Below are 22,176 nucleotides of genomic sequence, written 5' to 3'. Positions count from 1 at the left end.
TCAGCGCCCCGGCGGCACCATCACGTCGAGCAGTTCAATGGTGAAGAACAGCGTCGCACCCGGCGGGATCGGCCCCGCGCCCCGCGCGCCATAGCCCATCTCGGCCGGAAGCGCGATTTCGGCGGTGTCGCCCACGCCCATATAGGGAATGGCGATCTGCCAACCGCGCACCAGCTGGCCCAAGGGGAAAGTGGCGGGATCACCGTCGCGGCTGGAATCGAATTCCATCCCGTTGGTCAACGTGCCGGTGTAATGCACCGTCACGATATCGCGCAAAGTGGGCGCAGGGCCGGTGCCATCGCCCGCAATGCGCCGAAAACGCACCCCGCCTTCCAGCGTGGCCCAGCCATCCTGCGGCTGCAACTCGGCCAACGCGGCCTGCTGGCGGTTATACCACGCGGAAGATTGCATGATTTCCGCGCGGGTCAGGCCGGCGTTCGGGCCGCTATCCTGCGCGGCGGCGGGAGTGGCCAGAACGAGGGCGGGGGCGAAGGCTGCAAAGGCAGCAGGAAGGGCGATCAGCTTCATTGTACGCCATCTGCCCCGCGCGCGGTTCGGGATCAAGGGTAACTCACCGTCTTGGCGACCTGCGGCAGCGGGATGAACTCCTCGTCATCGCCGGGCACTTTGGGAAAGCGGCCTTCGGCCCAGTCCGCCTTGGCCTGGTTGATCCGTTCCCGGTCGGACGACACGAAGTTCCACCAGACATGGCGGCGCGTGGCAAAGGCCTCTCCGCCCAGCAGCATGACCTTGCCGCCCTTGTCGGAAGCCAGCCGCATGGCCTGGCCCGGCGCAAGGATCGCCAGTGTGTAGAGCGTCAGCGCCTCCCCATCGAGGCTCGCCTCGCCCCCCACCAGCATCACCGCGCGTTCATCCGCTGCATTGTCGATGGGGATGGCACCGCCGGGTGCGAGGTTGATTTCGGCATAGATCGTGTCGGCGTGGGTGGTGGTGGCGGCGCGCGCGCCCCACAGACTGCCCATGATGACCGTGGCTTTGGCGCAGTTGTCCTCCACCAGCGGCAGATCGCTCACCGCTTCGAAGGCGGGCGCGATTTCCTCCTGCCCGTCGGGCAGCGCCAGCCATGTCTGCATCCCGTAGAGCCGCGCGCCCTTGTCCCGCTCCTCCGCAGGGGAGCGTTCGGAATGAACGATGCCGCGGCCTGCGGTCATCAGATTTACCGTGCCGGGGCGAATGGTGGAAAAGGTGCCGAGGCTGTCGCGGTGCTCGATCGCGCCCGCGTGTGTCCCGTCGAACAGCCATGTGACCGTGGCCAGGTTGATATGCGGATGTGGGCGCACATCCATCCCCGTGCCCAGATCCAGCGTGGCCGGGCCGAACTGATCGACGAAGATGAACGGCCCCACCATGGTGCGGCCTCTGCTGGGCAGGACGCGGCGCACCTGAAACTGGCCCAGATCGTGGGTGACGGGGGCGATCGTATCGAAGCTCATGCGGTTTCCTCCGGGGCCAGTGCCTTGATGGCAAGCGCGTGCACGCGGGTGCCGGGAATGTCGCCCAGCGCGGCGTTGACCATGCGTTGGCGTTCCAGCCGGCTTTTGCCCGAAAAGGCGGCGCTCTCGATCACCACGGTGAAATGCGATTCGCCGCTGCCGTCATCGCCCGAATGGCCGCGATGCCTGGCGCTGTCATTGATGACGTCCAGCCGCGTGGGCGCCAATGCCGCCGCCAGCAGGGTTTCCATTTCGCGCTGAACGGGGCCGGCCATAATTTGTGCTCCTTAAAAGGGAATTTTCGTTTCATCTGGGGTTTTCATCTGGGGCATGATCCCCCACTTTCAACCGATGCGCGAGGGACGATTACACGGACGGTATGACAGCAAGGGGCGCCGATGCGAAGCGCCGGGGTGCCAGGAAGCCGGCGAATACCGCGCGCCGGGTGAACGGCATCACGGCTTTGACGGGCCGGGCGAATGGCGCTGGTTCTGCCTTGACCATGTGCGGGCCTTCAACGCCGGATATGATTTTTTCAAAGGGATGAGCGCGGAGGAAATCTGGGCCGCGCAATCGCCGCTGGCCGGATGGGACACGCACAGCCGCCCCTTTCGCCCCAATGCCGGATTTGGCGAGGGGCCGCGCTGGGCGGACTTTGCCGATCCGCTCGATGCCATCGGTGCGCGCGCGGCGAATATCAGGGGCGCTGCCGCGGGGCGTGCACGGGCGGCCGAGGCTGACCGCGCCATGCAGACGCGCTTTACCCCGCCTGAACGCGCCGCTCTGCAGGTGATGGGGCTTGCGCCCGACACCGACCGGCCCGCGCTGCGCCGCCGCTATTCCGAACTGGTGCGGCGTTACCATCCGGACAGAAACGGCGGCGACCGTACGCACGAGGATCGCCTGCAACGCGTGGTTGAGGCCTACCAATTGCTCAGCCGCGCCGCCGCCTTCGGCTGACCGTCAGCGCCCCAGCGTCCAGACGGGGGTGAAGCCGCCCAGGATCATCCGCTTGCCATCGAACGGCATGGAAAATTCACCCTGCATCCGTTCGTCCTGCATCATCTTTTCATGCGCGCCGTCGCAAGTGGCCTTGTCCGGCCAGACGACCCACGAAAACACGATCTTCTCCCCCTCTTCCGCCTTTACAGCCATGCGGAAATCGGTGGTGTGGCCGTCCTTGATATCGGCTTCCCATGCTTCCATGATTTCGACCGCGCCGTAATCGCGCATGATTTCCCCGATGAAACTGGCCAGTTCGATATAGGCGTCCTGCTTGTCGCCCGGAACCGGTACGATGAACCCTTGAATATACATTCGATCCTCCTTTGCGATTACCCCTGCCACCCGTCAGGTGGGGATCCCGTGAAATCGGCCAGTTGCGCCGACAGGGCGCGGCCATAGGCGGCGCGCGATTTGCCGCGCGCCAGATATTCGACCAGGGCAGGCTGCTGCGTCACCAGTCCCGAATGGCGCAGATTTTCCAGCACGCAGATCATGGCGATGTCGGCCACCGAAAAATCGTCCACCGACCAGTCCTTGCCGCCCAAAGCATCGGCCACGCGCTTCAGCTTTTGGCTGACCAGCGCGACGGCGGGTTCACGCGCGTCCTTTGCCCACGGCTTGTCGGCGTGGAAAATGTCGTAGCTGTTCAGGCGGTTGATAAAGGATTCCACGCTGGAATACGCCGCCATGACCCAGCAGCGCGCCGTCCAGGCGGCGGCGTGACCGGCGGGGAGCAGGCCGGGATGCTTGTCCGCCAGATAAAGCAGCATGGCCCCGCTTTCGAACAATTGCACATCCTCATCGGCGTAGGCGGGCACCTGTTCGAACGGCTGGCGATCCACATAATTGCCCGGCTTTGCGCCGAATGCGTTGAGCACTTCGACGCTGTAGGGCAGGCCCAGTTCTTCCAGCGCCCAGCGCACGCGGATATCGCGCACCAGGCCGCGGGCAAAATCGGGCACCCAGTCGAATGCGGTGATAGTGGGGGTGTCCGGCGAACCGGTAGTGGTATCAGGCATGGCACGATCATCCCTTCAAAATGCGCTTGCTGTCTTTTCCGAATCAAAGGTTTGCCAATTTTGCCCATGCAAGTTACAGAAGGCAACCATGAAGTTACTTGAAGAAACTAAATCTGTCTCGGTGAGGCATGGCCGCTGGTATGACGATGCCTGCGGCACGGCTTTGGCGCTGGAAGTTCTGGGCGAACGCTGGAGCCTGTTGGTGGTGCGCGAACTGCTGTATGGCCCTTTGCGTTTCTCCGACCTGCGTGCGGCCTTGCCCGGCATATCGGCAAAGGTGCTGACCGAGCGTCTGGAGGGGCTGGAACAGGCGGGCGCGCTGGCGCGGCGCACGCTGCCGCCGCCGGGAAAGGTGCAGGTTTATGAGCTGACGCCGTGGGGAAAGGCCGCGGAAGGCGTTGTGCTGGAAATGGGCCGCTGGGCGCTGCAATCCCCGCTGCATAATCCACGCCTGCATATGTCGCCTGCGGGGTTGATGGTCTCCTTCCAGATCATGATCGACCGGGGAAAGGCCGCCGCCTTGCCTATGCGGGCCGGGTTCGACTTTGGCCGAACCGCGATTCTGGCAACGCTGGCCGATGGCGCCATCACTTTTCAGCGTGGGCCGATCGACGGGGCCGACATCGTCTTTCGCGCAAGTGATGCCACCCCCTTGGCCGCGATCATCTATGGCAAGGTCGATCCGGCCCGCTACGCCGATCAGGGGGTGAAGGTGGAGGGCGATGCGGCAAGGGTGGCCTGCTTCATCGACCTGTTTCACCTGCCCGCGCGCCCCGGTCGCTGAGAAGGCGGCGCCCGCCGCGCAGCTTAGCCCTTGCGGCGCGCTGCCACTCGCCCTAGTCACGCCGCTGAGATGAACGACATGACCACCACAGCAGATCAATCCGGCACGCTGATGGCCGCGCCGGATACCGAAATCGACGTGCGCGAAACCTTTGGTGTCGATATCGACATGAAAGTGCCCGCCTTCAGCCAGGCGGATGACCGCGTGCCCGATCTGGACGAAACCTATGTGTTCGATCCGGATACCACGCTGGCGATTCTGGCGGGCTTTGCCCACAACCGCCGCGTCATGGTGCAGGGCTATCACGGCACCGGCAAATCGACGCATATCGAACAGGTGGCCGCGCGCCTGAAATGGCCGTGCATCCGGATCAATCTCGACGCGCATATCAGCCGTATCGACCTTGTCGGCCGCGATGCCATCGTGCTGCGCGACGGCTTGCAGGTGACCGAATTCCGCGAAGGCCTGCTGCCCTGGGCGCTCCAGCACCCCGTGGCGCTGGTGTTTGACGAATATGATGCGGGCCGCCCGGACGTGATGTTCGTGATTCAGCGCGTGCTGGAACAAGCGGGCAAGCTGACGCTGCTCGACCAGAACCGCGTGATCCGGCCGAACCCGTGGTTCCGCCTGTTTGCCACCGCCAACACGGTGGGTCTGGGCGATACCAGCGGGCTGTATCACGGCACGCAGGCGATCAACCAGGGCCAGATGGACCGCTGGAACATCGTCACCACGCTCAACTACCTGCCGCAGGAAACCGAGCGGGAGATCGTGGGCGCCAAGACCGATCTTGATCCCAAGCTGGTGGCCGACATGATCCGTGTGGCCGATCTGACGCGGCAAGGCTTCATCAACGGCGATATTTCCACCGTGATGAGCCCGCGCACCGTGATCAGCTGGGCCGAGAATACCAAGATCTTCAACGATCCCGGCTTCGCCTTCCGCCTCACTTTCCTCAACAAGTGCGACGAGGCGGAGCGGATGCTGGTGGCGGAATATTACCAGCGCGTATTCGGTGTGGAATTGCCCGAAAGCGTTGTCTCCAAGGCGTGATGCAGGCCGAAGTCAGGGTTAAGTTCGCGTAAATCCTGTTCTTAAGGCTTTGCTTTCCGTTTGCGGTTAAAAACAGCTCAACGGCGTGCAGTGTCCTGCTGCGGGCGCCATTGGGGAGTTGTGCGATGATCAGCAGCCGCATCAGCGATATTGCCGGAAAACTGATGGCAACCATCCGCTTTTCCACTGGCGGTGCGCAGGAACTCGAAGTGTTGGACCTGTCGCATGGCGGCTGCATGGTGGACCGCCGCCGCGCGGTGGCGGAACCGGGCAGCCGGGTGCTCGTCAAGCTGCCGGGCCTTTCCTATCAGCCAGGCGAAGTGGTGTGGGTGGAAGATGCCCATGCCGGCATCGCTTTTGAACAGCCGCTGCACGAGGCCGTGCTCGACCATCTGCGCCGCACGCTGCACATCGCGCCAAAAGCCGCCTGACTCGCGGTGCCGCTGTCTCAGCGCGGGCCGCTGGCTTCCATGTCGAGGCGATAGATCGTCATCGCCACATTGCGCACACCTTGCGGCGTTGCCCAGGCTACGCCCGCAGGGGTGGATGCGCCCATCGCCCCCACATAGAGCTGGCGGCGATCCGGCCCGCCAAAGGCCAGCGTGATCGTGCGGCGCGGCGCGGGGATAACCCCAAGTTCGGTTCCATCGGGCGCAAAGACATAGATGCCCGCATCGCCCGTGACATAGAGGCGACCCGTGGCATCCACCGCCATCCCGTCTCCGCCAAATCCCTGCGTGTCGCGGGAAAGCGTCGCGAAAACGCGCGCGCCTGAAGGCCGGCCATCCGAATCGATATCGAAGGCGCGAACCGTGCGGCTGTCGGTGACATACAGCGTGCGGCCATCAGGGCTCGTCACGACACCGTTGGAGAAGGCGTCCATCGTCGCCACCGTCGTCACCGTGCCATCGGCGGCGGCGTGATACAGCGCGCCCTGCGTGAACCAGGCCCCGCCGCGCCCATCGGCGTGCAGGTCGTTCAACCGGCCCAGCGATGAACCATCGGCAAAGGCATCGGCAATCACCCTTCGCGTCTCGCCCAGTTCCACCACGCGCGAGGGCTGCGAGCAGGTGAGGCCGCCAAGGCCGGGATCGGTGCAGCCGCGCTCCACCGCCAGCACGCGCCCCTGCGCGTCCACCGAAACCGCGCCTGCGCCCAGCACATAGGGGTATTCGACAAAGGTGCGCCCGTCGGGCCACAGGCGCCAGATTGCGTTGCTCTGCTCCTGCGCGAACAGGATTGAACCATCAGGCGCGGTGGTCATGCCGTCGGCAGTCATCGGGCCGGTCCAGACGGTCTGCCACGCCGTGCCCCCAGCCACCACGCCGGGAATGGCGGGAATCGCTGCCTCGACCTCGCCCGGTTGCAGCGCCTGCGCGGCGAGCGGGGCGGGCAGGCTTGCGAGCGATGCCGCGGCCAGAAATGCGAAAGGGAAGGGGATTTTCATCGCGTCCTACTCCACCGGAGCCAGTTCGATTGTGTTGAGCCCGTCCTCGTTGCCGGTGCGGTCATTCGTCCAGTCCAGCGTGATCTGCCGGTCAAAGCCGGGGTCGCGCACCCATGCGGCCTGCACGCTCCACGGCTGGGTCAGGGTGACGGGATCGGTGACGGTCATTTCCAGCGTCAGCCTGTCCGGCCCATCCAGCCGGATGCGTTCGACATAGCGGGCTTCCTCGCTGAAGGGCGGGGAGCCGTGGAAGAAGTCGGACGGGGTGGTGACCATGACCGTTTCGATCACCAGCGTGTCGCCCTCCCAATGGCCGATCGAGGTGCCGTAGGTGGTCGGCCACATATCATCCTCTGCCGGCATCGACCGGCCATCGGTGTAGATGTACCGCGCCTCGTTGTAGAAATTGATGATGATCGTTTCTTCGGGCGTGATCAGAAAGCGCAGCGGCGTGGCCGATCCCATCATCATCGGATAGCCCCAGCCGGTTGCCTTGCGCCCGCCCGCGCTCTGGCGCACCTCGTCCCACCGCCGGCGGCCTTCCGCGTTCCACGGCGCATCTGTTGCGCGCAGCGGCATGATCGGGACCGAGAACGAACTGCCGGTGGATGCGGTTGCAACCGGGGCAAGGCCGGTAATGGTGGTGCCGGCCTGATCTTCGGCCACCCAATATCCGGGCCAATAGGGCAATTGCGCAAAGGCTTCCACGCGGCGCGCGGCGGCTTCGGGCTGGGCAGCGGCGGGAAAAGCGCCGACGGCAAGCGCTGCCGTTGCCAGCAACGCGAATGCCCGCGCCGTCACTGGTTGGTCCCCACGCGGTTGCCCGCCTGATCGGTCACTTCCAGCACAACGCCGCCCGGCTCCCCGCTGCGCAGGGGGTTGTATTGCACATTGATCTGCGATCCGGGACGCAGCGTGCGCGGCCGCCAGCCGCGGGCATACAGATACATCGGCGCGCCCATTTCCAGGCTGTATTCCACATCCCGCCCGGATGCGTCGCGGACCACAAGCTGGATATAGGCGTGGGGGTTGGTCCACTGGAATTCGCGCACCGTGCCGCTGATCGTGGCCGTGCGCGTGCGGTCGAACATGGCGAAGGAATGGTGGGCCTCAACCGGCGGCGCAAATGCCACCATCGCCCACAGACTCGAAACCAAAGCCGCCACAAGGGCGAACCTTCTTTGCATTATCCTCTCCCCGCCCGGCTTTTGCCGGTGCCCTCTCGTTATGTGACGCGCATTAAACGCCAGCGAGGGCCCAAGCGCAAACGCCTTTTTGCAGGACCGGGCGGATAGCGGCGCGCGGCCGCCATTTGGGGCTACCCAATGCTGTGTTGATTGGATAATACAGTGCGCGCAATGAAGTGGCTTCGCGCAATATTCAGGCAGTCCGATCGCTCGGCCAAGGCGGACCCAACCGGGCTGGCTTGCGAAACCTCGGTATTGGAAAGCGCGCCCTGGCACCCGCAATATGCGGGTGAGGGGGATGGCCACGCCTGGCCGCTTGCGCCTGACGCGGGGCCGACCGCCGCCGCGCCGCCGCCGATGGAGCCGTCGACCGGGCGCATCTGGCGCGGCCATCTCCTGCGGTGGTGGATTGTGCGCGGGGTGGCAGGCCTCTTGTTCGCCTTCATTCTGCTGATCGGCTATCTGGCGGTGACCGCCCCGCTTTCCAAATCGCTGCAACCCATTGCGCCGCCGCAGATCACGCTGCTGGCGAGCGATGGCACGCCGATTGCGCGCAGTGGCGCGATTGTGGGCGAACCGGTGGAAGTGGCGGCGCTGCCGGATCATGTGGTCCAGCCTTTCCTCGCGATCGAGGATCGGCGTTTCTACAGCCACTGGGGCATCGACCCGCGTGGTATTGCACGCGCCGCGCTGACCGGGGTGGGTGGCGGCTCCACGATCACGCAGCAACTGGCCAAGTTCACCTTCCTGACCCCCGAACAGACCCTGACACGCAAGGCGCGCGAAATGCTGATCGCCTTCTGGCTGGAGGCATGGCTGACCAAGGACCAGATTCTGGAACGCTATCTGTCCAACGCCTATTTCGGGGACAACACCTATGGCCTGCGCGCGGCCAGCCTGCATTACTTCTACCGCCAGCCGGAAAACCTGCGGCCCGAACAGGCGGCGATGCTGGCGGGTCTGCTACAGGCGCCCAGCCGGCTGGCCCCCACGCGCAATCCTGATGCTGCCGCGCGGCGCATGGCGCTGGTGCGGGGCGCCATGGTGGCGGCCGGCTATCTGACGCAGGAACAGGCCGATGCCATGCCGGTGCCACGGCTCGACGTGCGACGCCAGCGGGACAGCCTGCCCACCGGCACCTATTTTGCGGACTGGGCGCTGCCGGAGGCGCGGGCGCGCAGCGAAGTGGGTTATGTCAGCCAGACGCTGACCACCACGCTCGATTCGCGGCTCCAGAACATTGCCCGGCAGGCGGTGCAGCGGGCGCCCTTGGGTGGGGCGCAGGTGGCGTTGGTGGCGATGCGTCCCAATGGCGAAGTGGTGGCGATGATCGGCGGCACCGATTACGCCAAATCGCCTTTCAACCGCGCCACGCAGGCACGGCGGCAGGTCGGCTCCACCTTCAAGCTGTTCGTCTATCTTGCCGCGCTGGAGGCGGGCTGGCGGCCTGACGACACGATTTCAAATGCCGAGATTGTCGAAGGCTCCTACCGCCCCCGCAATGCCAATGGGCGCTATTCGAACCAGATCACGCTGGCCGATGCCTTTGCGCAAAGCTCCAATGTCGCGGCCGTGCGCTTGCAGGAGCAGGTGGGCGATGACGCCGTGATCGACATGGCGCGCGCGCTGGGCGTCACATCGCCGCTCGACCGGGGCGATCCCAGTCTGGCGCTGGGCACGTCCACCATGACGTTGATGGAACTGGTGGCCGCTTACGCCGGGGTGGCGGGCAATGGCTATCCGGTGGAACCGCACGCGCTCGCCCGGCCTGAACAAGGCTGGTGGGACTGGCTGTTCGACGGGCCGGACACATTCTCGTCCCGCGTGCATGGCGATATCGAGGCGATGTTGCGGCAGGCAATCAACCGCGGCACGGGCCGCGCGGCGATGCTGCGCAGCGCCAATTTCGGCAAGACCGGCACCACACAGGACAGCCGCGACGCGCTGTTCGTGGGCTATGCGGGCGAAGGAGATGACCGGCTGGTGGTGGGCGTATGGATCGGCAACGACGACAACTCCCCCATTCGCGGCCTGACGGGTGGCGGGCTGCCTGCGCGCATCTGGCGTGATTTCATGAGTGCCGCGCTGGGCGAACGCACACGGCCCGCGCCGCGCCCCACCGCGTCCGAAGACCCCGGCGGGCCGGTGCAGCCGCTGGATGTGGAGGGGCTGGAGAATATTCCGCTCACGCAGGACGGGCAGACGCGCCTCAGCGTGGACGGGCAGGGCGCGACCGTTTCGACCAGCGTGGAAGGCGTGGGGCTGGATATCCGGGTGGACGGCGACGGACTAACCGTCACCCCCAGCGGCCAGCCGCCTCCGCCTTAGTCACGGTCTCGTCGGGATACACCGCGCGCACGAAATACAGGCCGTCGGGCGGTGCGTTGAGGCCCAGCGCGCTGCGGTCGCGCGCGTGCAGCGCCTCGGCCACCTGCTCCACCCGCCATTGGCCCAGACCCACCAGTGCCAGCGTGCCGACCATGCTGCGCACCTGATGGTGGAGGAAACTGCGCGCTTCGGCCCGCACGATCACATTGTCCCCCTGGCGGCTGACATCGAGCCGGTCGAGCGTCTTTTCCGGGCTTTGCGACTGGCAATGGACGGAGCGGAAGGTGGTGAAATCGTGCCGCCCGACAAGGCTTTGCGCCGCCGCGTGCATCGCCTCTGCATCCAGTGGCCGGGTGACGGCCCAGGCGCGGCCCTTGTCCAGCGTCAGCGGCGCGCGGCGGTTTACGATGCGGTATTCATAGGCCCGGCCAATGCAGGAAAAGCGCGCGTGCCAATCATCCGGCTTCACTGCGCAGGCGAGCACGGCCACCGGATCGGGCTTCAGATGGTAATTCAGCGCCTCCATCAGGCGGAAGGGGTCAAAGGGCTTTTCGACATCGATATGCGCCACCATGCCCAGCGCGTGCACGCCGCTGTCGGTGCGCCCGGCGGCGTGCATCCGCACATCCTCCCCCGTCACGCGGAAAGCGGCTTCCTCCACCGCCTGCTGCACAGATGGCCCGTGATCCTGCCGTTGCAGGCCCATGAAGGGGCCGCCGTCAAATTCGAGGGTGAGGGCAAAGCGGGTCATGCCAGCACGCTGCCTGCCGGGATGGGAAAGCCGCGCAGCAGGTCAGCGGTGGGCATGGCTGGTCGCCCGGCGCGTTGCACTATTGTCGGCCGGATTGCGCCGGAGCCGCAGGCGATGGTCAGCGCATCATCCTGCACGGTGCCGGGTTCTCCCGACCTATCCCCGACATCGGCCCCAAGCACGCGGAAGCGCTCGCCTTGCCATGCAAACCATGCGGCGGGGTGAAAGGCGCGCACCTGCCGTTCCACTTGCGCGGCGGGCTGGCTGAAATCGAGCCGGGTTTCCGCCTTGGCGATCTTGTGCGCATAGGTCACGCCATCGGCAGGCTGGGGAATGGCGGGGTGACCTTCGAAATCGGCCAGCACTTGCACCACCAGCGCCGCGCCCATCTGCGCCAGTTCTGCTGTCAGTTCGCCGCAGGTTTTGCCATCTACCGCGGTGCGTGCCTCGGCCCGCACGGGGCCGGTATCGAGGCCCGCCTCCATCTGCATGATCCCCACGCCCGTTTCCGCATCGCCCGCCAGAATCGCGCGCTGCACCGGCGCCGCACCGCGCCAGCGGGGAAGGAGCGAGCCGTGGATATTGACGCAGCCAAGGCGCGGTGCGTCGAGCACCGCCGGCGGCAGGATCAGGCCATAGGCGGCCACCACCGCGATATCGGCGTTCAGCGCGGCAAACTCGGCCTGCGCGTCGGCATTTTTCAGCGAAACAGGGTGGCGAACCGGTATGCCCAGCGCCTCTGCCGCCTTGTGCACCGGGGTTGGCGTCACTTCCTTGCCGCGCCGCCCGCCGGGGCGCGGGGGCTGGGTATAGGCGCAGATCACCTCATGCCCCGCCGCCACCAGCGCCTGCAAAGCCGGGACGGCGAAATCGGGGGTTCCGATATAGATGATGCGCATTCCGGCCCTCTAGCCGCTCACCCTGAGCTTGTCGAAGGGTGAACTGACACGCTGCCGCGTAAATGGGCTTCGACAAGCTCAGCCCGAGCGGTAAGAGGGTAGCACTATGGCATCGCAAGAGATCGAGACGCTGGCTTCCGCCCTGTCCAAGCTGCCCGGCCTTGGGCCGCGCTCGGCCCGGCGCGCGGTGCTGTGGCTGGTGAAGCGGCGCGAAACTGCGTTGCTCCAGGTGATCGAGGCGCTGGCGGCGGTGCGTGACCGGTTGGCCGAATGCCCGCAATGCGGCAATGTCGACACGCAAAGCCCCTGCGCCATCTGCACCGATCCGCGCCGCGATGCGCGCGCGATCTGCGTGGTGGAGGATGTGGCCGACCTCTGGGCGCTCGACCGTGCGAAACTGTTCACCGGGCGCTATCACGTGCTGGGCGGCAGGCTCTCCGCGCTGGACGGGGTGCGTCCGGAGGACCTCAGCATCGACCGGCTGCTGGCGCGCGTTGCGGATGGCGGCGTGGACGAGGTGGTGCTGGCGATGAACGCCACGCTGGAAGGGCAGACGACCGCGCATTACCTTGCCGAGCGGCTGGAAACCTATCCGGTGCGCATCACGCAATTGGCGCATGGCCTGCCGGTGGGGGGTGAACTGGATTACCTCGACGAAGGGACGCTGGCGCAGGCGCTGCGGGCGCGTCGGCCGGTGGGGTAGCAGGTCGGGTCAGCCTTGCGAGCGGGCACATCCGCTACTAAATGACGCTGCATGGCCATCCTTGAAATACTCGAAGCGCCCGATCCGCGCCTGAAGACCGTCTCCAAGCCCGTCGACACGTTTGACGATCAGCTCAAGATCCTTGTCGATGATATGTTCGAGACGATGTACGCCGCGCATGGCATCGGGCTTGCCGCCATTCAGGTGGGCGTGCCGCTGCGCCTGCTGGTGATCGACCTGCAACCCGAAGACCCGGATGCCGAGCCGGAACCCTGCGATCATGACCATGGGGACGGCCATCTTCACCATCACCAGCCGACCAAGCGCGAACCGCGCGTGTTCGTGAACCCGGAAATCCTCGACCCTTCGGCCGAAACCAAGAGCTATCAGGAAGGCTGCCTGTCAGTGCCCGATATCTATGCCGATGTCGACCGGCCCGCCACCTGCCGGGTGCGCTGGCAGGATCTGGAAGGCAATGTACATGAGGAGGCGATGGACGGGCTGATGGCGGTGTGCATCCAGCACGAGATGGATCACCTGAACGGTGTTCTGTTCATCGATCACCTCAGCCGCCTCAAGCGCAGCATGGCGCTCAAGAAGCTGCAAAAGGCGCGCCAGGCGGCCTGAGCGGCGCTGCAACTTTCTGCAACGTCAAACAAAAAGGGCCGCCCCCGTGTGGGAGCGGCCCTTTTTCCTTGGCCATCGGCACCCCAGCGAAGGCTTGGGTCTCAGGCCTTATGCCAGACTGCCTGAGGTCCCAGCCTGCGCTGGGACCCCCCACTATCCGATCAGAACAGACCTTCGATCTGGCCGTTTTCGTCGAGGTAGATCGCCTCGGCGCTGGGAACCTTTGGCAGGCCCGGCATGGTCATGATCTCGCCCGCAATCGCCACCACGAAGCCGGCGCCCGCCGACAGCCGCACTTCGCGGATCGCCACATCGTGGTTTTCCGGCGCACCCAAAGCGGTGGGATCGGTGCTGAAGGAATACTGCGTCTTGGCCATGCAGATGGGCAGATGGCCGTAACCCATCTCTTCCCATGCCTTGAGCTGGCTGCGGACGCCTGCCGGGATCGTCACCGAACCCGCGCGGTAGATTTCGGTCGCGATGGTGGTGATCTTGTCGGCCAGCTTCATTTCGGACGGGTAGAGCTGGTTGAAATCGGGCGCGCCCTTGTCGGCCTTGGCCGCCACGATCCGGGCCAGTTCCTCCGCGCCCGCGCCGCCTTCGGCCCAGTGCTTGCAAATCACCGCTTCCGCGCCGTATTCGGCGGCCATTTCCTGGATCACCGCGATTTCGGCATCGGTATCAAGGTAGAAGTGGTTGATCGCGATGGTCGGCGTGATGCCGAACTTCTTCACATTTTCGATGTGACGCTTCAGGTTCACCGCACCCTTGCGCACCGCGTCCACATTCTCGCCCTTGGTCAGGTCGGCCTTGGACACGCCGCCATTCATCTTGAGCGCGCGCACCGTGGCGACCAGCACCACCGCATCGGGCTTGAGCCCTGCCAGACGGCACTTGATGTCCATGAACTTTTCCGCGCCAAGGTCGGCGCCAAAGCCGGCTTCGGTCACGACATAATCGGCCATGCGCAGCGCGGTCTTGGTGGCGATCACGCTGTTGCAGCCGTGCGCAATGTTGGCGAAGGGGCCGCCGTGCAGGAAAGCGGGGCGGTTTTCCAGCGTCTGCACCAGATTGGGCAGGATCGCATCCTTCAGCAGCACGGCCATGGCGCGCTCTGCCTTCACATCGCGGCAGAACACCGGGGTCTTGTCGCGGCGGTAGCCGATGATGATGTCGCCCAGACGCTTTTCGAGGTCTTCGAGGTCAGCCGCCAGACACAGGATCGCCATGATTTCCGATGCCACGGTGATATCGAAACCGGTTTCGCGCGGGAAGCCGTTCGACACGCCGCCCAGCGGGCCGACGATCTGGCGCAGGGCGCGGTCGTTCATGTCGATCACACGGCGCCAGGTGACGCGGCGCAGGTCGAGATCGAGCGAATTGCCCCAGTAGATGTGGTTGTCGATCATGGCCGACAGCAGGTTGTGCGCGCTGGTGATCGCGTGGAAATCGCCCGTGAAGTGCAGGTTGATTTCGTCCATCGGCATCACCTGGCTCTTGCCGCCGCCCGCGCCGCCGCCCTTGACGCCGAAGCAGGGCCCAAGGCTGGGTTCGCGCAGGCACAGCAGCGCCTTCTTGCCGATGCGGTGCAGCGCGTCCGACAGGCCGACCGAGGTGGTGGTCTTGCCTTCGCCCGCAGGCGTGGGGTTGATCGCGGTGACAAGGATCAGCTTGCCGTTGCTGGTGGTGGGCAGGGCGGCGGTATCGACCTTGGCCTTGTACTTGCCATAGGGGATCAGCGCCTCATCGGGCACACCGGCGTTCTTCGCCACTTGCGTGATGGGGATAAGCGTCGCCTGACGGGCAATCTCGATATCGGTGGGCATCGGGGCGTCCTCTCGTGTCTGGCGGGATGTGACTTCCCGCAGAAGTTTCACCAGTCCATTTCACAGCCGCGAAAATTTCGCGAATCTGAATTTGTAAGCACCCCATACAATTTTGCGGGCGCGTTTCTCAAGCGGATTGTGCGCCCGGCGAGCGATAGGCAGGGTGGGGATAAGCGGCCCGCGCGCTTGCGCGGTTGCTCCGCCTGCGTTAGGTTCTCTTTTCGTTCCCATAGTGCCGGATATTTATGGATCCCTTGTTACTCCTCGCCGCCGTGCTTGTCGCCCTGCTGATCGGCGCAGGCCTCGGCTGGTTCTTCGCCAGCCGTCCACTGGCTGATCTGAAATCTGCCGCTGCCGAGCGGGAGGAACAGACCAAAGCGCTGGTGCGCGATCTGGCGACGATGAGTGAGCGCGCCGCGCGCGCCGACGCGCTGGCAAGTGATCTCGATAAGACGCGCGGCGAGAAGGAGGGGCTGGCCGCACGCCTTGCCACGCTGGAAGCCAATGCTGCACACTTTGAGGAGCAGAAGCGGCTGCTGATCCAGGCGCGCGAGGACTTGCTCAAAGAGTTCCAGAACACAGGCCATGCGGTTCTCTCCAAGGCGCAGGAGGCCTTTCTGGCCCGCGCCGATCAGCGCTTCCAGCAGGCCGAGGAAAAGGGCGAGGAGAAGCTGAAAGCGCTGCTGGCGCCCGTCGGCCAGCGGCTTGAAAGCTATGAAAAGCAGGTGGCGGAGCTGGAATCAAAGCGCGTCGATGCCTTCGGGCAACTTGCCGGTGTGATCGAGGAGATGCGCAAGGGGCAGGAGGAAGTGAAGCGCGAGGCGCAGCGGCTGGGCAATTCGCTCACCAACGCGCCCAAGGCGCGCGGCCGCTGGGGGGAGCGGGCCTTGCAGAATGTGCTCGAACAATGCGGGCTGTCGCAGCACACCGATTTCATTCTGGAGCATTCGTTGGAAACCGATGGCGGGCGGCTGCGGCCCGATGCCATCGTCCATGTGCCGGGCCAGAAGAAGCTGGTGATCGACGCCAAGGTCTCGCTCAACGCCTACCAGGCCGCGTTCGAGGCGGATAGCGATGACGAAAGGCGGCGGCATCTGGAACTGCACGCCAAATCCATGCGCGGCCATGTGCAGACGCTGGGCAGCAAGGGCTATCAGAACCAGTTCGAGGAAGCGCCCGATTATGTGGTGATGTTCGTGCCGGGCGAACATTTCGTAGCCGCCGCGCTCGAAACCGATCCGGAGCTGTGGGACTTTGCCTTCAAGAACGGCGTGCTGCTGGCCACGCCTACCAACCTCGTTGCCATCGCCCGCACTGTGGCGCAGGTCTGGCGACAGGACAAGATGGCGAACGAGGCGCGCGAGATCGGGCGGATGGGGGCCGAATTGTATGACCGACTGCGCGTGGCGGCGGAGCATCTGAAACGCGTGGGCGGAGGGCTGGAAACGGCGGTCGCCAATTACAACAAATTCGTCGGCAGCTTTGAACGCAACGTTCTTGCCAGCGGGCGGCGCATGGCAGATAAGGGGCTGGAAATTTCCCGCGAAATTGAGGAAGTTGCTCTGGTTGAATCGTTGCCGCGTTATGGTGAGGCAGACGCCGCCGATATGCCGGAACAGGATAACGCCCCCGCCGTTGGCAAGGCATTACCGTTGAAGGAGTGAAACGATGGCTGCTTTCCCCGCCCGCCTTGCCCTGACCTTGCCAGTGCTGCTCGCCATGGCCGCCTGCGGCGAAGCCGAAGGCCCGCCGGTCGCCAGCGATACGCAAGCGGCAACCGCCGCGCCCGGAACGCCGGAGGAACTGCTCACCCGCTACACGGCCTTGTCGCCCGCAGGCGAGTTCGCGCCGCGTGACGAATGTCTCAATCTCGCGGGCGCGCCCGAATTTCGCCGCGCTTTGGCGCAGGCGGTGATTGCCCGCGATGCGGATGCGCTTGTGGCGCTGGCTGATCCGGCGATTGGCCTTGATTTCGGCGGCGGCGCGGGCGTGGACACGCTGCGCGCGCGGCTGACCGATCCCGAATATGGCCTGTGGGAAGAGCTGGAAGCGATCTTGCCGCTGGGTTGCGCCGCAGGCACGGATGGCAATTCGCTGACCGTGCCGCATTATTTTGCAGCGGATATCGGCACGCGCGATCCTTATGCCACCTATATCGCTATGGGCAGCGACGTGCCCTTGCGTGCCAGCGCCGCCGATGACGCCGAAATATTGGCGAATATCGGCTGGCAAGCGGTGGAGGTGAGCGAATATCCGGGTGAAGGCGCATCCTATGCTTCTGTTACCGCATCCGACGGCCGGCAGGGCTTCGCCGCCATGTCCGATCTTCGCAGCCTGATCGATTACCGCCTCCTCGCCAATCGCGGCGACGATGGCTGGAAGATCACCATGCTGGTGGCGGGAGACTAAGCCTCCAGGCTTGCAAGCACTTCGTAAGCCAGCACCGCCGCTGCCACGGCTGCGTTGAGGCTGTCGGCGCGCCCGCGCATCGGCATGGTCACACGCAGGTCGCAGGCGGCCTCGTATTCTCCGGGCAGGCCGCGCGATTCGTTGCCCACCAGCAGGAAGCAGGGCGCGGTATAAGGCGCGCCGCGATAAGGCACGGCATCGCGCAGGGACGCGGCCACCAATTGCCCCGGTCCGGAGCGCAACCACGGAAGGAACTCGTCCCAGCTTGCCTGTGCGATTGCTTGCGTGAACACCGCGCCCATGCTGGCGCGCACCGCTTCCACGCTGAAGGGATCGGCGCAATCGTCGATAAGGATCAGCCCGCCTGCGCCCACGGCATCGCCGGTGCGCAGCATGGTGCCAAGGTTGCCCGGATCGCGCAGCGCCTGCGCCACCAGCCAGATTGGCGCGGCGTGGCGATCAAGCCGCTCGATCGCGGTATCAAACTCGGCAAACACACCCGCGACAGCCTGCGGATTGTCCTTGCCGGTGATCTTGGAGAGGATATCGGGCGTCGTTTCGATCACCTCGCCGCCAGCGGCCAGAACGGCGGCTTCCAGCGTGTCCAGCAAGGGATGCGGGTCGCGCGCGCTGCTCATCACCAGCATCTGTGGCACATGGCCGCATTCCAGCGCATCGGTCAGCAGCCGCAGCCCTTCGGCCAGGAATTGCCGCGCGGCCTTGCGATGCTTCTTCTCGCGCAGGGCACGCAGGGCCTTGACCGTGGGGTTGGAGAACCCGGTTATTTCGCGGCGCACGCGGCGTTACCTGTCTTCGCCAAAGCCGTCTTCGACCAGCGCAACCAGTTCGGCAAGGCGCGCCTCGGCCCCGTCCCCGGCCACGCGGATTTCGACATGATCGCCCATCGCTGCGCCCAGCATCATCAGGCCCAGGATTGAATTGCCGTTTGCCTCGTGCCCGTCCTTGGCCACGGTCACGCGCACGCCGTCCATCTGCGCCACCGCGCCCACGAACTTCGCGCTGGCGCGCGCGTGCAGACCGCGCTTGTTCACGATGCCCACGGTTTTCGCTGCTTCTGCCAGATTACCCTCCCCCAAAGGCGCGGCTGTGGAGCCGTCGGCTTGCCTTATGCATCCTGTCCGAGGAATTCGGAAGCCAGCGTAATGTAATTGCGCCCGGCATCGCGCGCGGCGGCCGCCGCGTGGGGGAGGTCGAGTTCCTTGCGCGCACCCGCCAGCCGGATCAGCATGGGCAGGTTGATCCCCGCGATTACCTCTGTGCGCCCGCGTTCGAGCAGCGAGATGGCAAGATTGGAGGGCGTGCCGCCAAACAGATCGGTCAGGATCACCGCGCCCTGCCCGGTATCCACCAGATCGATCGCCGCCGCGATCTCCTCGCGCCGCTGTTCCATATCGTCATTCGGGCCGATGCAGACCGTGGCGACGTCCGCCTGCGCGCCCACCACGTGTTCCATGGCGTTGACGAATTCCTCGGCCAGGCGGCCATGGGTTACCAGAATCATGCCAATCATGCTTGCGTGCAACTCGTAGTGGGGAAGATGGGATAAAAAGCTGTCACATTCCGCGGATATCTGCCGATCACGGCAAAATCATGGTGTCACCGTCATCGTGGCGTCAGGAACCAATTCCCTTCATACTGGCTGCGACCCTTCGACCAGCTCGGCCGCGCGCGAGCCCATATTGCGGTGCAACACAGTGGGCGAAAAGCCCGCCTTGCGCAAGACTTCTGCCATTGCCTGTGCCGAATAGACCGAACGGTGCCGCCCGCCGGTGCAGCCAAAGGCGATGTTGACATAGGTTTTGCCCTGCGCCGCATAATGTGGAAGGAGTTCCAGCACCAGATCGCTTATCTTGCCAAAGGCCGAGGTAAAGACCGGGTTGGCGACGATATATTCGGCCACCGGCGCGTCCAGTCCGGTCAGCTCCTTCAGGCCCGGCGCCCAGTGCGGGTTGTCCAGAAAGCGCATATCGAACACCAGATCGGCCGCCGGCGGCATCCCGCGAGAATAGCCGAAGCTGGAGACGATCACCGTCAGGGCGGCGGGCGCGCTCTGGCCGAATTGCTCGCGGATGCGCTGCTTCAGGTCGTTGACGGTGAAATCGGTCGTGTCGATCAGCACATCGGCCCAGCGGCGCAAGGGGCTGAGCAATTCGCGTTCCGCCTTGATCCCCTGCGGCACGGGCATATCCTGCGCCAGAAAATGCCGGCGCCGCGTCTCGTCAAACCGACGCGCCAGCTCTGCCCCGGCGCAATCGAGAAACAGCGTGGTCAGTTCCAGATCGGGGCGCGCGGCCAGATGCTTGACCAGTTCGATAATGCCGCCCGGTTCAAACCCGCGTGTGCGGCAATCGAAACCGAATGCCATGGGATAGGAGCGCGCCGCGGGATCGAGCAGCTTCTCGATCAGCTGGATCGGCAAATTGTCGATCGCTTCCCAGCCCAGATCCTCCAGCTCGCGCAGCGCCGTGGTCTTGCCCGCGCCCAGCATCCCGGTGACCAGCAGGATGCGCTGCCGCGCGCTGGCGCTGCCGGAACTGGAGCCGGAATTGCCACCTGTGTCGGGCCGAGTCTGTGCCGGATTGCTGGCCATGGCCCATGCCTCTGCCCTTGCTGTGCGAAAAAGGGAAGTGGCTATGGTGGGGGCGGCCTCGCGGCCTGTGCGCGATCTATGCCTGCTGGGCGTAAAGCCGCACCGCCCATTCGGCGCGCAGCGGCAGCACGGCGGCATCGGGAAAGAGGGTGAGGCAAGGCACGGATACGCCCAAAAGCGTATCCGCCTCAGGCTCCTCGGCATAGCGCGGCGCGGCCGCGTCCAGCCGCAGGACAAGGCCCACCGGCCCTTCGCCTGCTGGCAGGCGGGCAATCCCGACATTGCGGATTTCAATAAGGCCGGCGGTATGCGGCGGGGGGCTGGCCCAGATGCGGCCCTCGCGCCTGTGCAGCGTCACCCCGTCATCCCCGACAAGAACCGCTCCCCGGTCGATCAGCGCCAGTGCCAGCGCGGATTTGCCGGTGCCGGATGCACCTTCGATCAGCACGGCAACGCCGTCTATCAGCACGCAGCCTGCCTGCCGCACTTCGCTCGCGCTCATGCCGCAGGCAAGTCCAGCACCAGCCGCGCGCCGGTTTGGCCCGGCAGCGGATCATCGACGAACAGCGTACCGCCATGCGCCTCTGCAATGGTGCGGGCAATGGCAAGGCCAAGACCGGAATGGTTGCCGAAGCTTTCGCCTTCCGGCCGGTCGGAGTGAAAACGGCGGAACACCGTCTCGCGCTTGTCCGGCGCGATCCCCGGTCCCTGATCGGTCACGCTGGCAAGGATCCGGTCGCCCCGGCGGGTCACTTGCACCACAACTTCGCCGCCCGGCGGAGAGAAGGACACCGCATTGTCGAGCAGGTTTTCGGCAATCCTCTCCAGCCGCAGCGGCACACCCATCACCTTGTGGCTGCCCTTGTCCGCTTCGAGGCGGATGGTGCACCCGGCCTTGGCGCAGCGGTCCTCGCGCGCGGTGATCAGATTGGCGAACAGCGTGGCCATATCGACAGGTTCAAAGCGGGTGCGGCTGATTTCAGCATCGACGCGGCTGGCTTCGGAAATGTCGGTCACAAGCCGGTCGATGCGCTGCACATCATGGGCTGCAATATCGATCAGTTGGGTGCGCAGCGCCTCGTCCTTGACCTTGGGCAGGCTTTCGGTGGCGCTGCGCAGGGATGCAAGCGGGTTCTTGATCTCGTGCGCCACATCGGCGGCAAAGCTTTCCACCGCATCGATCCGGTGGCGCAGCGTGGCGGTCATGTCGGACACCGCCCGCGCCAGCACGCCGATCTCGTCGCCGCGTTCGGACATACGTGGCACTTCCACCTCGCGTTCGCGGCCCGATCGCACCAGCACGGTGGCCCGCACCAGCCGGCGCAAAGGCTGTATGATCGTGCTGGCAAGGTAGAGCGACAATATGATCGAGACAAGCAGCGCCCAGGCGATGATGGTGAGCAATTGCGTGCGGGCATTGCGCACCGATTGCGTGATGTCGGCGGCGTTGCGCGTGGTCAGCAGCGTGGCGCCGTTGATGCCGACCGGGGCCGCTGCGTTGATGACCGGTGTGTCGTCGGGCGCCAGCCTGAGCTCAATCTGCGTGCGCACCTGCTCGCGCGCGCGGACAAGTTCGGGCCAGGCATCGGCATCCTGACTTGCCGGTTCGACATAGCGGGGCGGGGCGGGCGCACCCACGGCGAAGTTCACGGCGCGGTCTGTCCAGCGCGCGAAATCCTCCAGAAATGGTTCGGCCACCGGATCATCGAAACGGAAGCTGGGTTCCGCCAGCACGAAGCTGTCGGCCCACAGCCGCCCGTCGGCGTCGAACATCCGCAGGCGCATACGCTGTTCCTTGCCGATCTGGATCAGCAGCGCTTCCTGCCGCGCACGGGTGGCGCCGGCCAGCGCCTCGGCCGTGATCTGTGCTTCGATCCGGGCCAGCTTGTAGCGTTCGTCCAGCAATTGCCGGCGGTAGGAATCGAGGAAGAACAGCCCGCCCGCCAGCACCAGCAGCGGGATCAGGTTCACCGCCAGGATGCGCGTTGTCAGCGACTGGCCCAGCGGGAAGGCCAGCCGTTCCAGCCGCCCGGCCTTCAATTCCTCGCGCGTCATCGGACGAACTCGGGCGGC

26 protein-coding genes are annotated in these 22,176 nt (G+C 65.3%); 9 read left to right on the top strand and 17 right to left on the bottom strand.

The features are described 5' to 3' along the window. From WFP44_RS08555 to WFP44_RS08545, 3 genes are read right to left on the bottom strand one after another with little or no spacing between them, the layout of a single operon-like run. Complete coding sequence (locus WFP44_RS08555; RefSeq protein WP_336926075.1) at positions 1 to 528, bottom strand: FKBP-type peptidyl-prolyl cis-trans isomerase; 528 nt, start codon at positions 526 to 528, stop codon at positions 1 to 3. Between the two features lie 32 nt (positions 529 to 560). Then, positions 561 to 1,454 carry a pirin family protein gene (locus WFP44_RS08550; protein WP_336926073.1) on the bottom strand — a complete coding sequence of 298 codons (894 nt, stop codon included), beginning with the start codon at positions 1,452 to 1,454 and terminating at the stop codon, positions 561 to 563. After that, positions 1,451 to 1,729, bottom strand: coding sequence for a BolA family protein (locus WFP44_RS08545; protein ID WP_336926072.1), 279 nt, complete (start codon positions 1,727 to 1,729; stop codon positions 1,451 to 1,453). Before WFP44_RS08545 ends, WFP44_RS08550 begins: the two co-directional genes overlap by 4 nt. A gap of 76 nt (positions 1,730 to 1,805) precedes the next feature. On the opposite strand from WFP44_RS08545, the gene WFP44_RS08540 reads away from it, so the two are divergent. Further along, a complete protein-coding gene (locus WFP44_RS08540; protein WP_336926070.1) occupies positions 1,806 to 2,414 on the top strand; it encodes a J domain-containing protein in 609 nt (202 codons plus the stop codon). A gap of 3 nt (positions 2,415 to 2,417) precedes the next feature. On the opposite strand, the gene WFP44_RS08535 is transcribed toward WFP44_RS08540, so the two are convergent. Both WFP44_RS08535 and WFP44_RS08530 read right to left on the bottom strand, forming a co-directional pair. Beyond that, the gene (locus tag WFP44_RS08535; protein WP_336926069.1) at positions 2,418 to 2,771 is read right to left on the bottom strand and encodes a DUF1428 domain-containing protein; all 354 of its coding nucleotides are present in this window, start codon (positions 2,769 to 2,771) and stop codon (positions 2,418 to 2,420) included. 17 nt (positions 2,772 to 2,788) lie between these two features. Further along, positions 2,789 to 3,478 carry a glutathione S-transferase family protein gene (locus WFP44_RS08530; protein ID WP_336926068.1) on the bottom strand — a complete coding sequence of 230 codons (690 nt, stop codon included), beginning with the start codon at positions 3,476 to 3,478 and terminating at the stop codon, positions 2,789 to 2,791. 88 nt (positions 3,479 to 3,566) lie between these two features. Between WFP44_RS08530 and WFP44_RS08525 the strand changes: the two genes are divergently transcribed. The 3 genes from WFP44_RS08525 (at position 3,567) to WFP44_RS08515 (ending at position 5,746) form a co-directional block, all read left to right on the top strand. Beyond that, positions 3,567 to 4,262 carry a winged helix-turn-helix transcriptional regulator gene (locus WFP44_RS08525; protein WP_336926067.1) on the top strand — a complete coding sequence of 232 codons (696 nt, stop codon included), beginning with the start codon at positions 3,567 to 3,569 and terminating at the stop codon, positions 4,260 to 4,262. A 69-nt stretch (positions 4,263 to 4,331) separates the two neighbouring features. After that, positions 4,332 to 5,315 carry a cobaltochelatase subunit CobS gene (cobS, locus tag WFP44_RS08520; protein WP_336926065.1) on the top strand — a complete coding sequence of 328 codons (984 nt, stop codon included), beginning with the start codon at positions 4,332 to 4,334 and terminating at the stop codon, positions 5,313 to 5,315. 125 nt (positions 5,316 to 5,440) lie between these two features. Further along, positions 5,441 to 5,746: a PilZ domain-containing protein gene (locus tag WFP44_RS08515; RefSeq protein WP_336926064.1), complete on the top strand. Its 306-nt coding sequence runs from the start codon at positions 5,441 to 5,443 to the stop codon at positions 5,744 to 5,746. A gap of 17 nt (positions 5,747 to 5,763) precedes the next feature. Here WFP44_RS08515 and WFP44_RS08510 read toward each other — a convergent pair whose 3' ends face one another. From WFP44_RS08510 to WFP44_RS08500, 3 genes are read right to left on the bottom strand one after another with little or no spacing between them, the layout of a single operon-like run. Further along, positions 5,764 to 6,762, bottom strand: coding sequence for an SMP-30/gluconolactonase/LRE family protein (locus WFP44_RS08510; RefSeq protein ID WP_336926062.1), 999 nt, complete (start codon positions 6,760 to 6,762; stop codon positions 5,764 to 5,766). A 6-nt stretch (positions 6,763 to 6,768) separates the two neighbouring features. Then, positions 6,769 to 7,563 carry a hypothetical protein gene (locus WFP44_RS08505; protein ID WP_336926060.1) on the bottom strand — a complete coding sequence of 265 codons (795 nt, stop codon included), beginning with the start codon at positions 7,561 to 7,563 and terminating at the stop codon, positions 6,769 to 6,771. Then, positions 7,560 to 7,949 carry a DUF6152 family protein gene (locus tag WFP44_RS08500; RefSeq protein ID WP_336926059.1) on the bottom strand — a complete coding sequence of 130 codons (390 nt, stop codon included), beginning with the start codon at positions 7,947 to 7,949 and terminating at the stop codon, positions 7,560 to 7,562. Before WFP44_RS08500 ends, WFP44_RS08505 begins: the two co-directional genes overlap by 4 nt. A gap of 357 nt (positions 7,950 to 8,306) precedes the next feature. Between WFP44_RS08500 and WFP44_RS08495 the strand changes: the two genes are divergently transcribed. Continuing rightward, positions 8,307 to 10,277: a transglycosylase domain-containing protein gene (locus WFP44_RS08495; protein ID WP_377922879.1), complete on the top strand. Its 1,971-nt coding sequence runs from the start codon at positions 8,307 to 8,309 to the stop codon at positions 10,275 to 10,277. On the opposite strand, the gene truA is transcribed toward WFP44_RS08495, so the two are convergent. Together truA and fmt are read right to left on the bottom strand one after the other, a co-directional pair. Further along, positions 10,246 to 11,028 carry a tRNA pseudouridine(38-40) synthase TruA gene (truA, locus tag WFP44_RS08490; RefSeq protein WP_336926057.1) on the bottom strand — a complete coding sequence of 261 codons (783 nt, stop codon included), beginning with the start codon at positions 11,026 to 11,028 and terminating at the stop codon, positions 10,246 to 10,248. The two genes, WFP44_RS08495 and truA, sit on opposite strands and share 32 nt — an antisense overlap. Then, positions 11,025 to 11,927 (bottom strand): methionyl-tRNA formyltransferase, encoded by a 903-nt coding sequence (gene fmt, locus WFP44_RS08485; RefSeq protein WP_336926056.1) that lies wholly within the window; start codon positions 11,925 to 11,927, stop codon positions 11,025 to 11,027. Before fmt ends, truA begins: the two co-directional genes overlap by 4 nt. A gap of 106 nt (positions 11,928 to 12,033) precedes the next feature. Between fmt and recR the strand changes: the two genes are divergently transcribed. Both recR and def read left to right on the top strand, forming a co-directional pair. Continuing rightward, positions 12,034 to 12,630, top strand: coding sequence for a recombination mediator RecR (gene recR / locus WFP44_RS08480; RefSeq protein WP_336926055.1), 597 nt, complete (start codon positions 12,034 to 12,036; stop codon positions 12,628 to 12,630). 51 nt (positions 12,631 to 12,681) lie between these two features. Then, entirely contained in the window at positions 12,682 to 13,257 is a 576-nt protein-coding gene (gene def, locus WFP44_RS08475) for a peptide deformylase (RefSeq protein ID WP_336926054.1), read from the top strand. Between the two features lie 161 nt (positions 13,258 to 13,418). Here the strand turns inward: def and WFP44_RS08470 are convergent, their stop codons facing one another. Continuing rightward, the gene (locus WFP44_RS08470) at positions 13,419 to 15,083 is read right to left on the bottom strand and encodes a formate--tetrahydrofolate ligase (protein WP_336926053.1); all 1,665 of its coding nucleotides are present in this window, start codon (positions 15,081 to 15,083) and stop codon (positions 13,419 to 13,421) included. 245 nt (positions 15,084 to 15,328) lie between these two features. Between WFP44_RS08470 and WFP44_RS08465 the strand changes: the two genes are divergently transcribed. Beyond that, positions 15,329 to 16,747 (top strand): DNA recombination protein RmuC, encoded by a 1,419-nt coding sequence (locus tag WFP44_RS08465; protein WP_336926051.1) that lies wholly within the window; start codon positions 15,329 to 15,331, stop codon positions 16,745 to 16,747. A 4-nt stretch (positions 16,748 to 16,751) separates the two neighbouring features. Beyond that, on the top strand, positions 16,752 to 17,492 hold the full coding sequence (locus tag WFP44_RS08460) for a hypothetical protein (protein WP_336926049.1): 741 nt from the start codon (positions 16,752 to 16,754) through the stop codon (positions 17,490 to 17,492). Here WFP44_RS08460 and WFP44_RS08455 read toward each other — a convergent pair. The 6 genes from WFP44_RS08455 to WFP44_RS08430 form a co-directional block, all read right to left on the bottom strand. Then, complete coding sequence (locus WFP44_RS08455) at positions 17,489 to 18,289, bottom strand: TrmH family RNA methyltransferase (protein WP_336926047.1); 801 nt, start codon at positions 18,287 to 18,289, stop codon at positions 17,489 to 17,491. The genes WFP44_RS08460 and WFP44_RS08455 overlap by 4 nt on opposite strands. A gap of 6 nt (positions 18,290 to 18,295) precedes the next feature. Beyond that, positions 18,296 to 18,574, bottom strand: a complete 279-nt coding sequence (locus tag WFP44_RS08450; RefSeq protein WP_336926321.1) for an HPr family phosphocarrier protein — start codon at positions 18,572 to 18,574, stop codon at positions 18,296 to 18,298. Between the two features lie 44 nt (positions 18,575 to 18,618). Continuing rightward, the gene (locus WFP44_RS08445) at positions 18,619 to 19,023 is read right to left on the bottom strand and encodes a PTS sugar transporter subunit IIA (protein ID WP_336919895.1); all 405 of its coding nucleotides are present in this window, start codon (positions 19,021 to 19,023) and stop codon (positions 18,619 to 18,621) included. Between the two features lie 120 nt (positions 19,024 to 19,143). Further along, positions 19,144 to 20,103, bottom strand: coding sequence for an RNase adapter RapZ (rapZ, locus tag WFP44_RS08440; protein WP_336926045.1), 960 nt, complete (start codon positions 20,101 to 20,103; stop codon positions 19,144 to 19,146). A gap of 76 nt (positions 20,104 to 20,179) precedes the next feature. Beyond that, a complete protein-coding gene (locus tag WFP44_RS08435) occupies positions 20,180 to 20,605 on the bottom strand; it encodes an HPr kinase/phosphorylase (RefSeq protein ID WP_336926043.1) in 426 nt (141 codons plus the stop codon). Beyond that, entirely contained in the window at positions 20,602 to 22,158 is a 1,557-nt protein-coding gene (locus WFP44_RS08430; protein ID WP_336926042.1) for an ATP-binding protein, read from the bottom strand. The genes WFP44_RS08435 and WFP44_RS08430 overlap by 4 nt, the downstream gene beginning before the upstream one ends. Between the last annotated feature and the right edge of the window lie 18 nt (positions 22,159 to 22,176).

The sequence above is a fragment of the Alteraurantiacibacter palmitatis genome (assembly GCF_037154115.1).
Lineage (GTDB): Bacteria > Pseudomonadota > Alphaproteobacteria > Sphingomonadales > Sphingomonadaceae > Alteraurantiacibacter > Alteraurantiacibacter palmitatis.
The sequence above is the reverse complement of the archived record's forward strand: the minus strand, read 5'-3'. Positions and strand labels throughout refer to the sequence as shown.

What these genes read in the sequence shown, in the direction of transcription:
- WFP44_RS08555 (WP_336926075.1), bottom strand. Translation starts at nt 528, where the DNA reads ATGAAGCTGATCGCCCTTCCTGCTGCCTTTGCAGCCTTCGCCCCCGCC.
- WFP44_RS08550 (WP_336926073.1), bottom strand. Translation starts at nt 1,454, where the DNA reads ATGAGCTTCGATACGATCGCCCCCGTCACCCACGATCTGGGCCAGTTT.
- WFP44_RS08545 (WP_336926072.1), bottom strand. Translation starts at nt 1,729, where the DNA reads ATGGCCGGCCCCGTTCAGCGCGAAATGGAAACCCTGCTGGCGGCGGCA.
- WFP44_RS08540 (WP_336926070.1), top strand. Translation starts at nt 1,806, where the DNA reads ATGCGCGAGGGACGATTACACGGACGGTATGACAGCAAGGGGCGCCGA.
- WFP44_RS08535 (WP_336926069.1), bottom strand. Translation starts at nt 2,771, where the DNA reads ATGTATATTCAAGGGTTCATCGTACCGGTTCCGGGCGACAAGCAGGAC.
- WFP44_RS08530 (WP_336926068.1), bottom strand. Translation starts at nt 3,478, where the DNA reads ATGCCTGATACCACTACCGGTTCGCCGGACACCCCCACTATCACCGCA.
- WFP44_RS08525 (WP_336926067.1), top strand. Translation starts at nt 3,567, where the DNA reads ATGAAGTTACTTGAAGAAACTAAATCTGTCTCGGTGAGGCATGGCCGC.
- cobS (WP_336926065.1), top strand. Translation starts at nt 4,332, where the DNA reads ATGAACGACATGACCACCACAGCAGATCAATCCGGCACGCTGATGGCC.
- WFP44_RS08515 (WP_336926064.1), top strand. Translation starts at nt 5,441, where the DNA reads ATGATCAGCAGCCGCATCAGCGATATTGCCGGAAAACTGATGGCAACC.
- WFP44_RS08510 (WP_336926062.1), bottom strand. Translation starts at nt 6,762, where the DNA reads ATGAAAATCCCCTTCCCTTTCGCATTTCTGGCCGCGGCATCGCTCGCA.
- WFP44_RS08500 (WP_336926059.1), bottom strand. Translation starts at nt 7,949, where the DNA reads ATGCAAAGAAGGTTCGCCCTTGTGGCGGCTTTGGTTTCGAGTCTGTGG.
- WFP44_RS08495 (WP_377922879.1), top strand. Translation starts at nt 8,307, where the DNA reads ATGGAGCCGTCGACCGGGCGCATCTGGCGCGGCCATCTCCTGCGGTGG.
- truA (WP_336926057.1), bottom strand. Translation starts at nt 11,028, where the DNA reads ATGACCCGCTTTGCCCTCACCCTCGAATTTGACGGCGGCCCCTTCATG.
- fmt (WP_336926056.1), bottom strand. Translation starts at nt 11,927, where the DNA reads ATGCGCATCATCTATATCGGAACCCCCGATTTCGCCGTCCCGGCTTTG.
- recR (WP_336926055.1), top strand. Translation starts at nt 12,034, where the DNA reads ATGGCATCGCAAGAGATCGAGACGCTGGCTTCCGCCCTGTCCAAGCTG.
- def (WP_336926054.1), top strand. Translation starts at nt 12,682, where the DNA reads ATGGCCATCCTTGAAATACTCGAAGCGCCCGATCCGCGCCTGAAGACC.
- WFP44_RS08470 (WP_336926053.1), bottom strand. Translation starts at nt 15,083, where the DNA reads ATGCCCACCGATATCGAGATTGCCCGTCAGGCGACGCTTATCCCCATC.
- WFP44_RS08465 (WP_336926051.1), top strand. Translation starts at nt 15,329, where the DNA reads ATGGATCCCTTGTTACTCCTCGCCGCCGTGCTTGTCGCCCTGCTGATC.
- WFP44_RS08460 (WP_336926049.1), top strand. Translation starts at nt 16,752, where the DNA reads ATGGCTGCTTTCCCCGCCCGCCTTGCCCTGACCTTGCCAGTGCTGCTC.
- WFP44_RS08445 (WP_336919895.1), bottom strand. Translation starts at nt 19,023, where the DNA reads ATGATTGGCATGATTCTGGTAACCCATGGCCGCCTGGCCGAGGAATTC.
- rapZ (WP_336926045.1), bottom strand. Translation starts at nt 20,103, where the DNA reads ATGGCCAGCAATCCGGCACAGACTCGGCCCGACACAGGTGGCAATTCC.
- WFP44_RS08435 (WP_336926043.1), bottom strand. Translation starts at nt 20,605, where the DNA reads ATGAGCGCGAGCGAAGTGCGGCAGGCAGGCTGCGTGCTGATAGACGGC.
- WFP44_RS08430 (WP_336926042.1), bottom strand. Translation starts at nt 22,158, where the DNA reads ATGACGCGCGAGGAATTGAAGGCCGGGCGGCTGGAACGGCTGGCCTTC.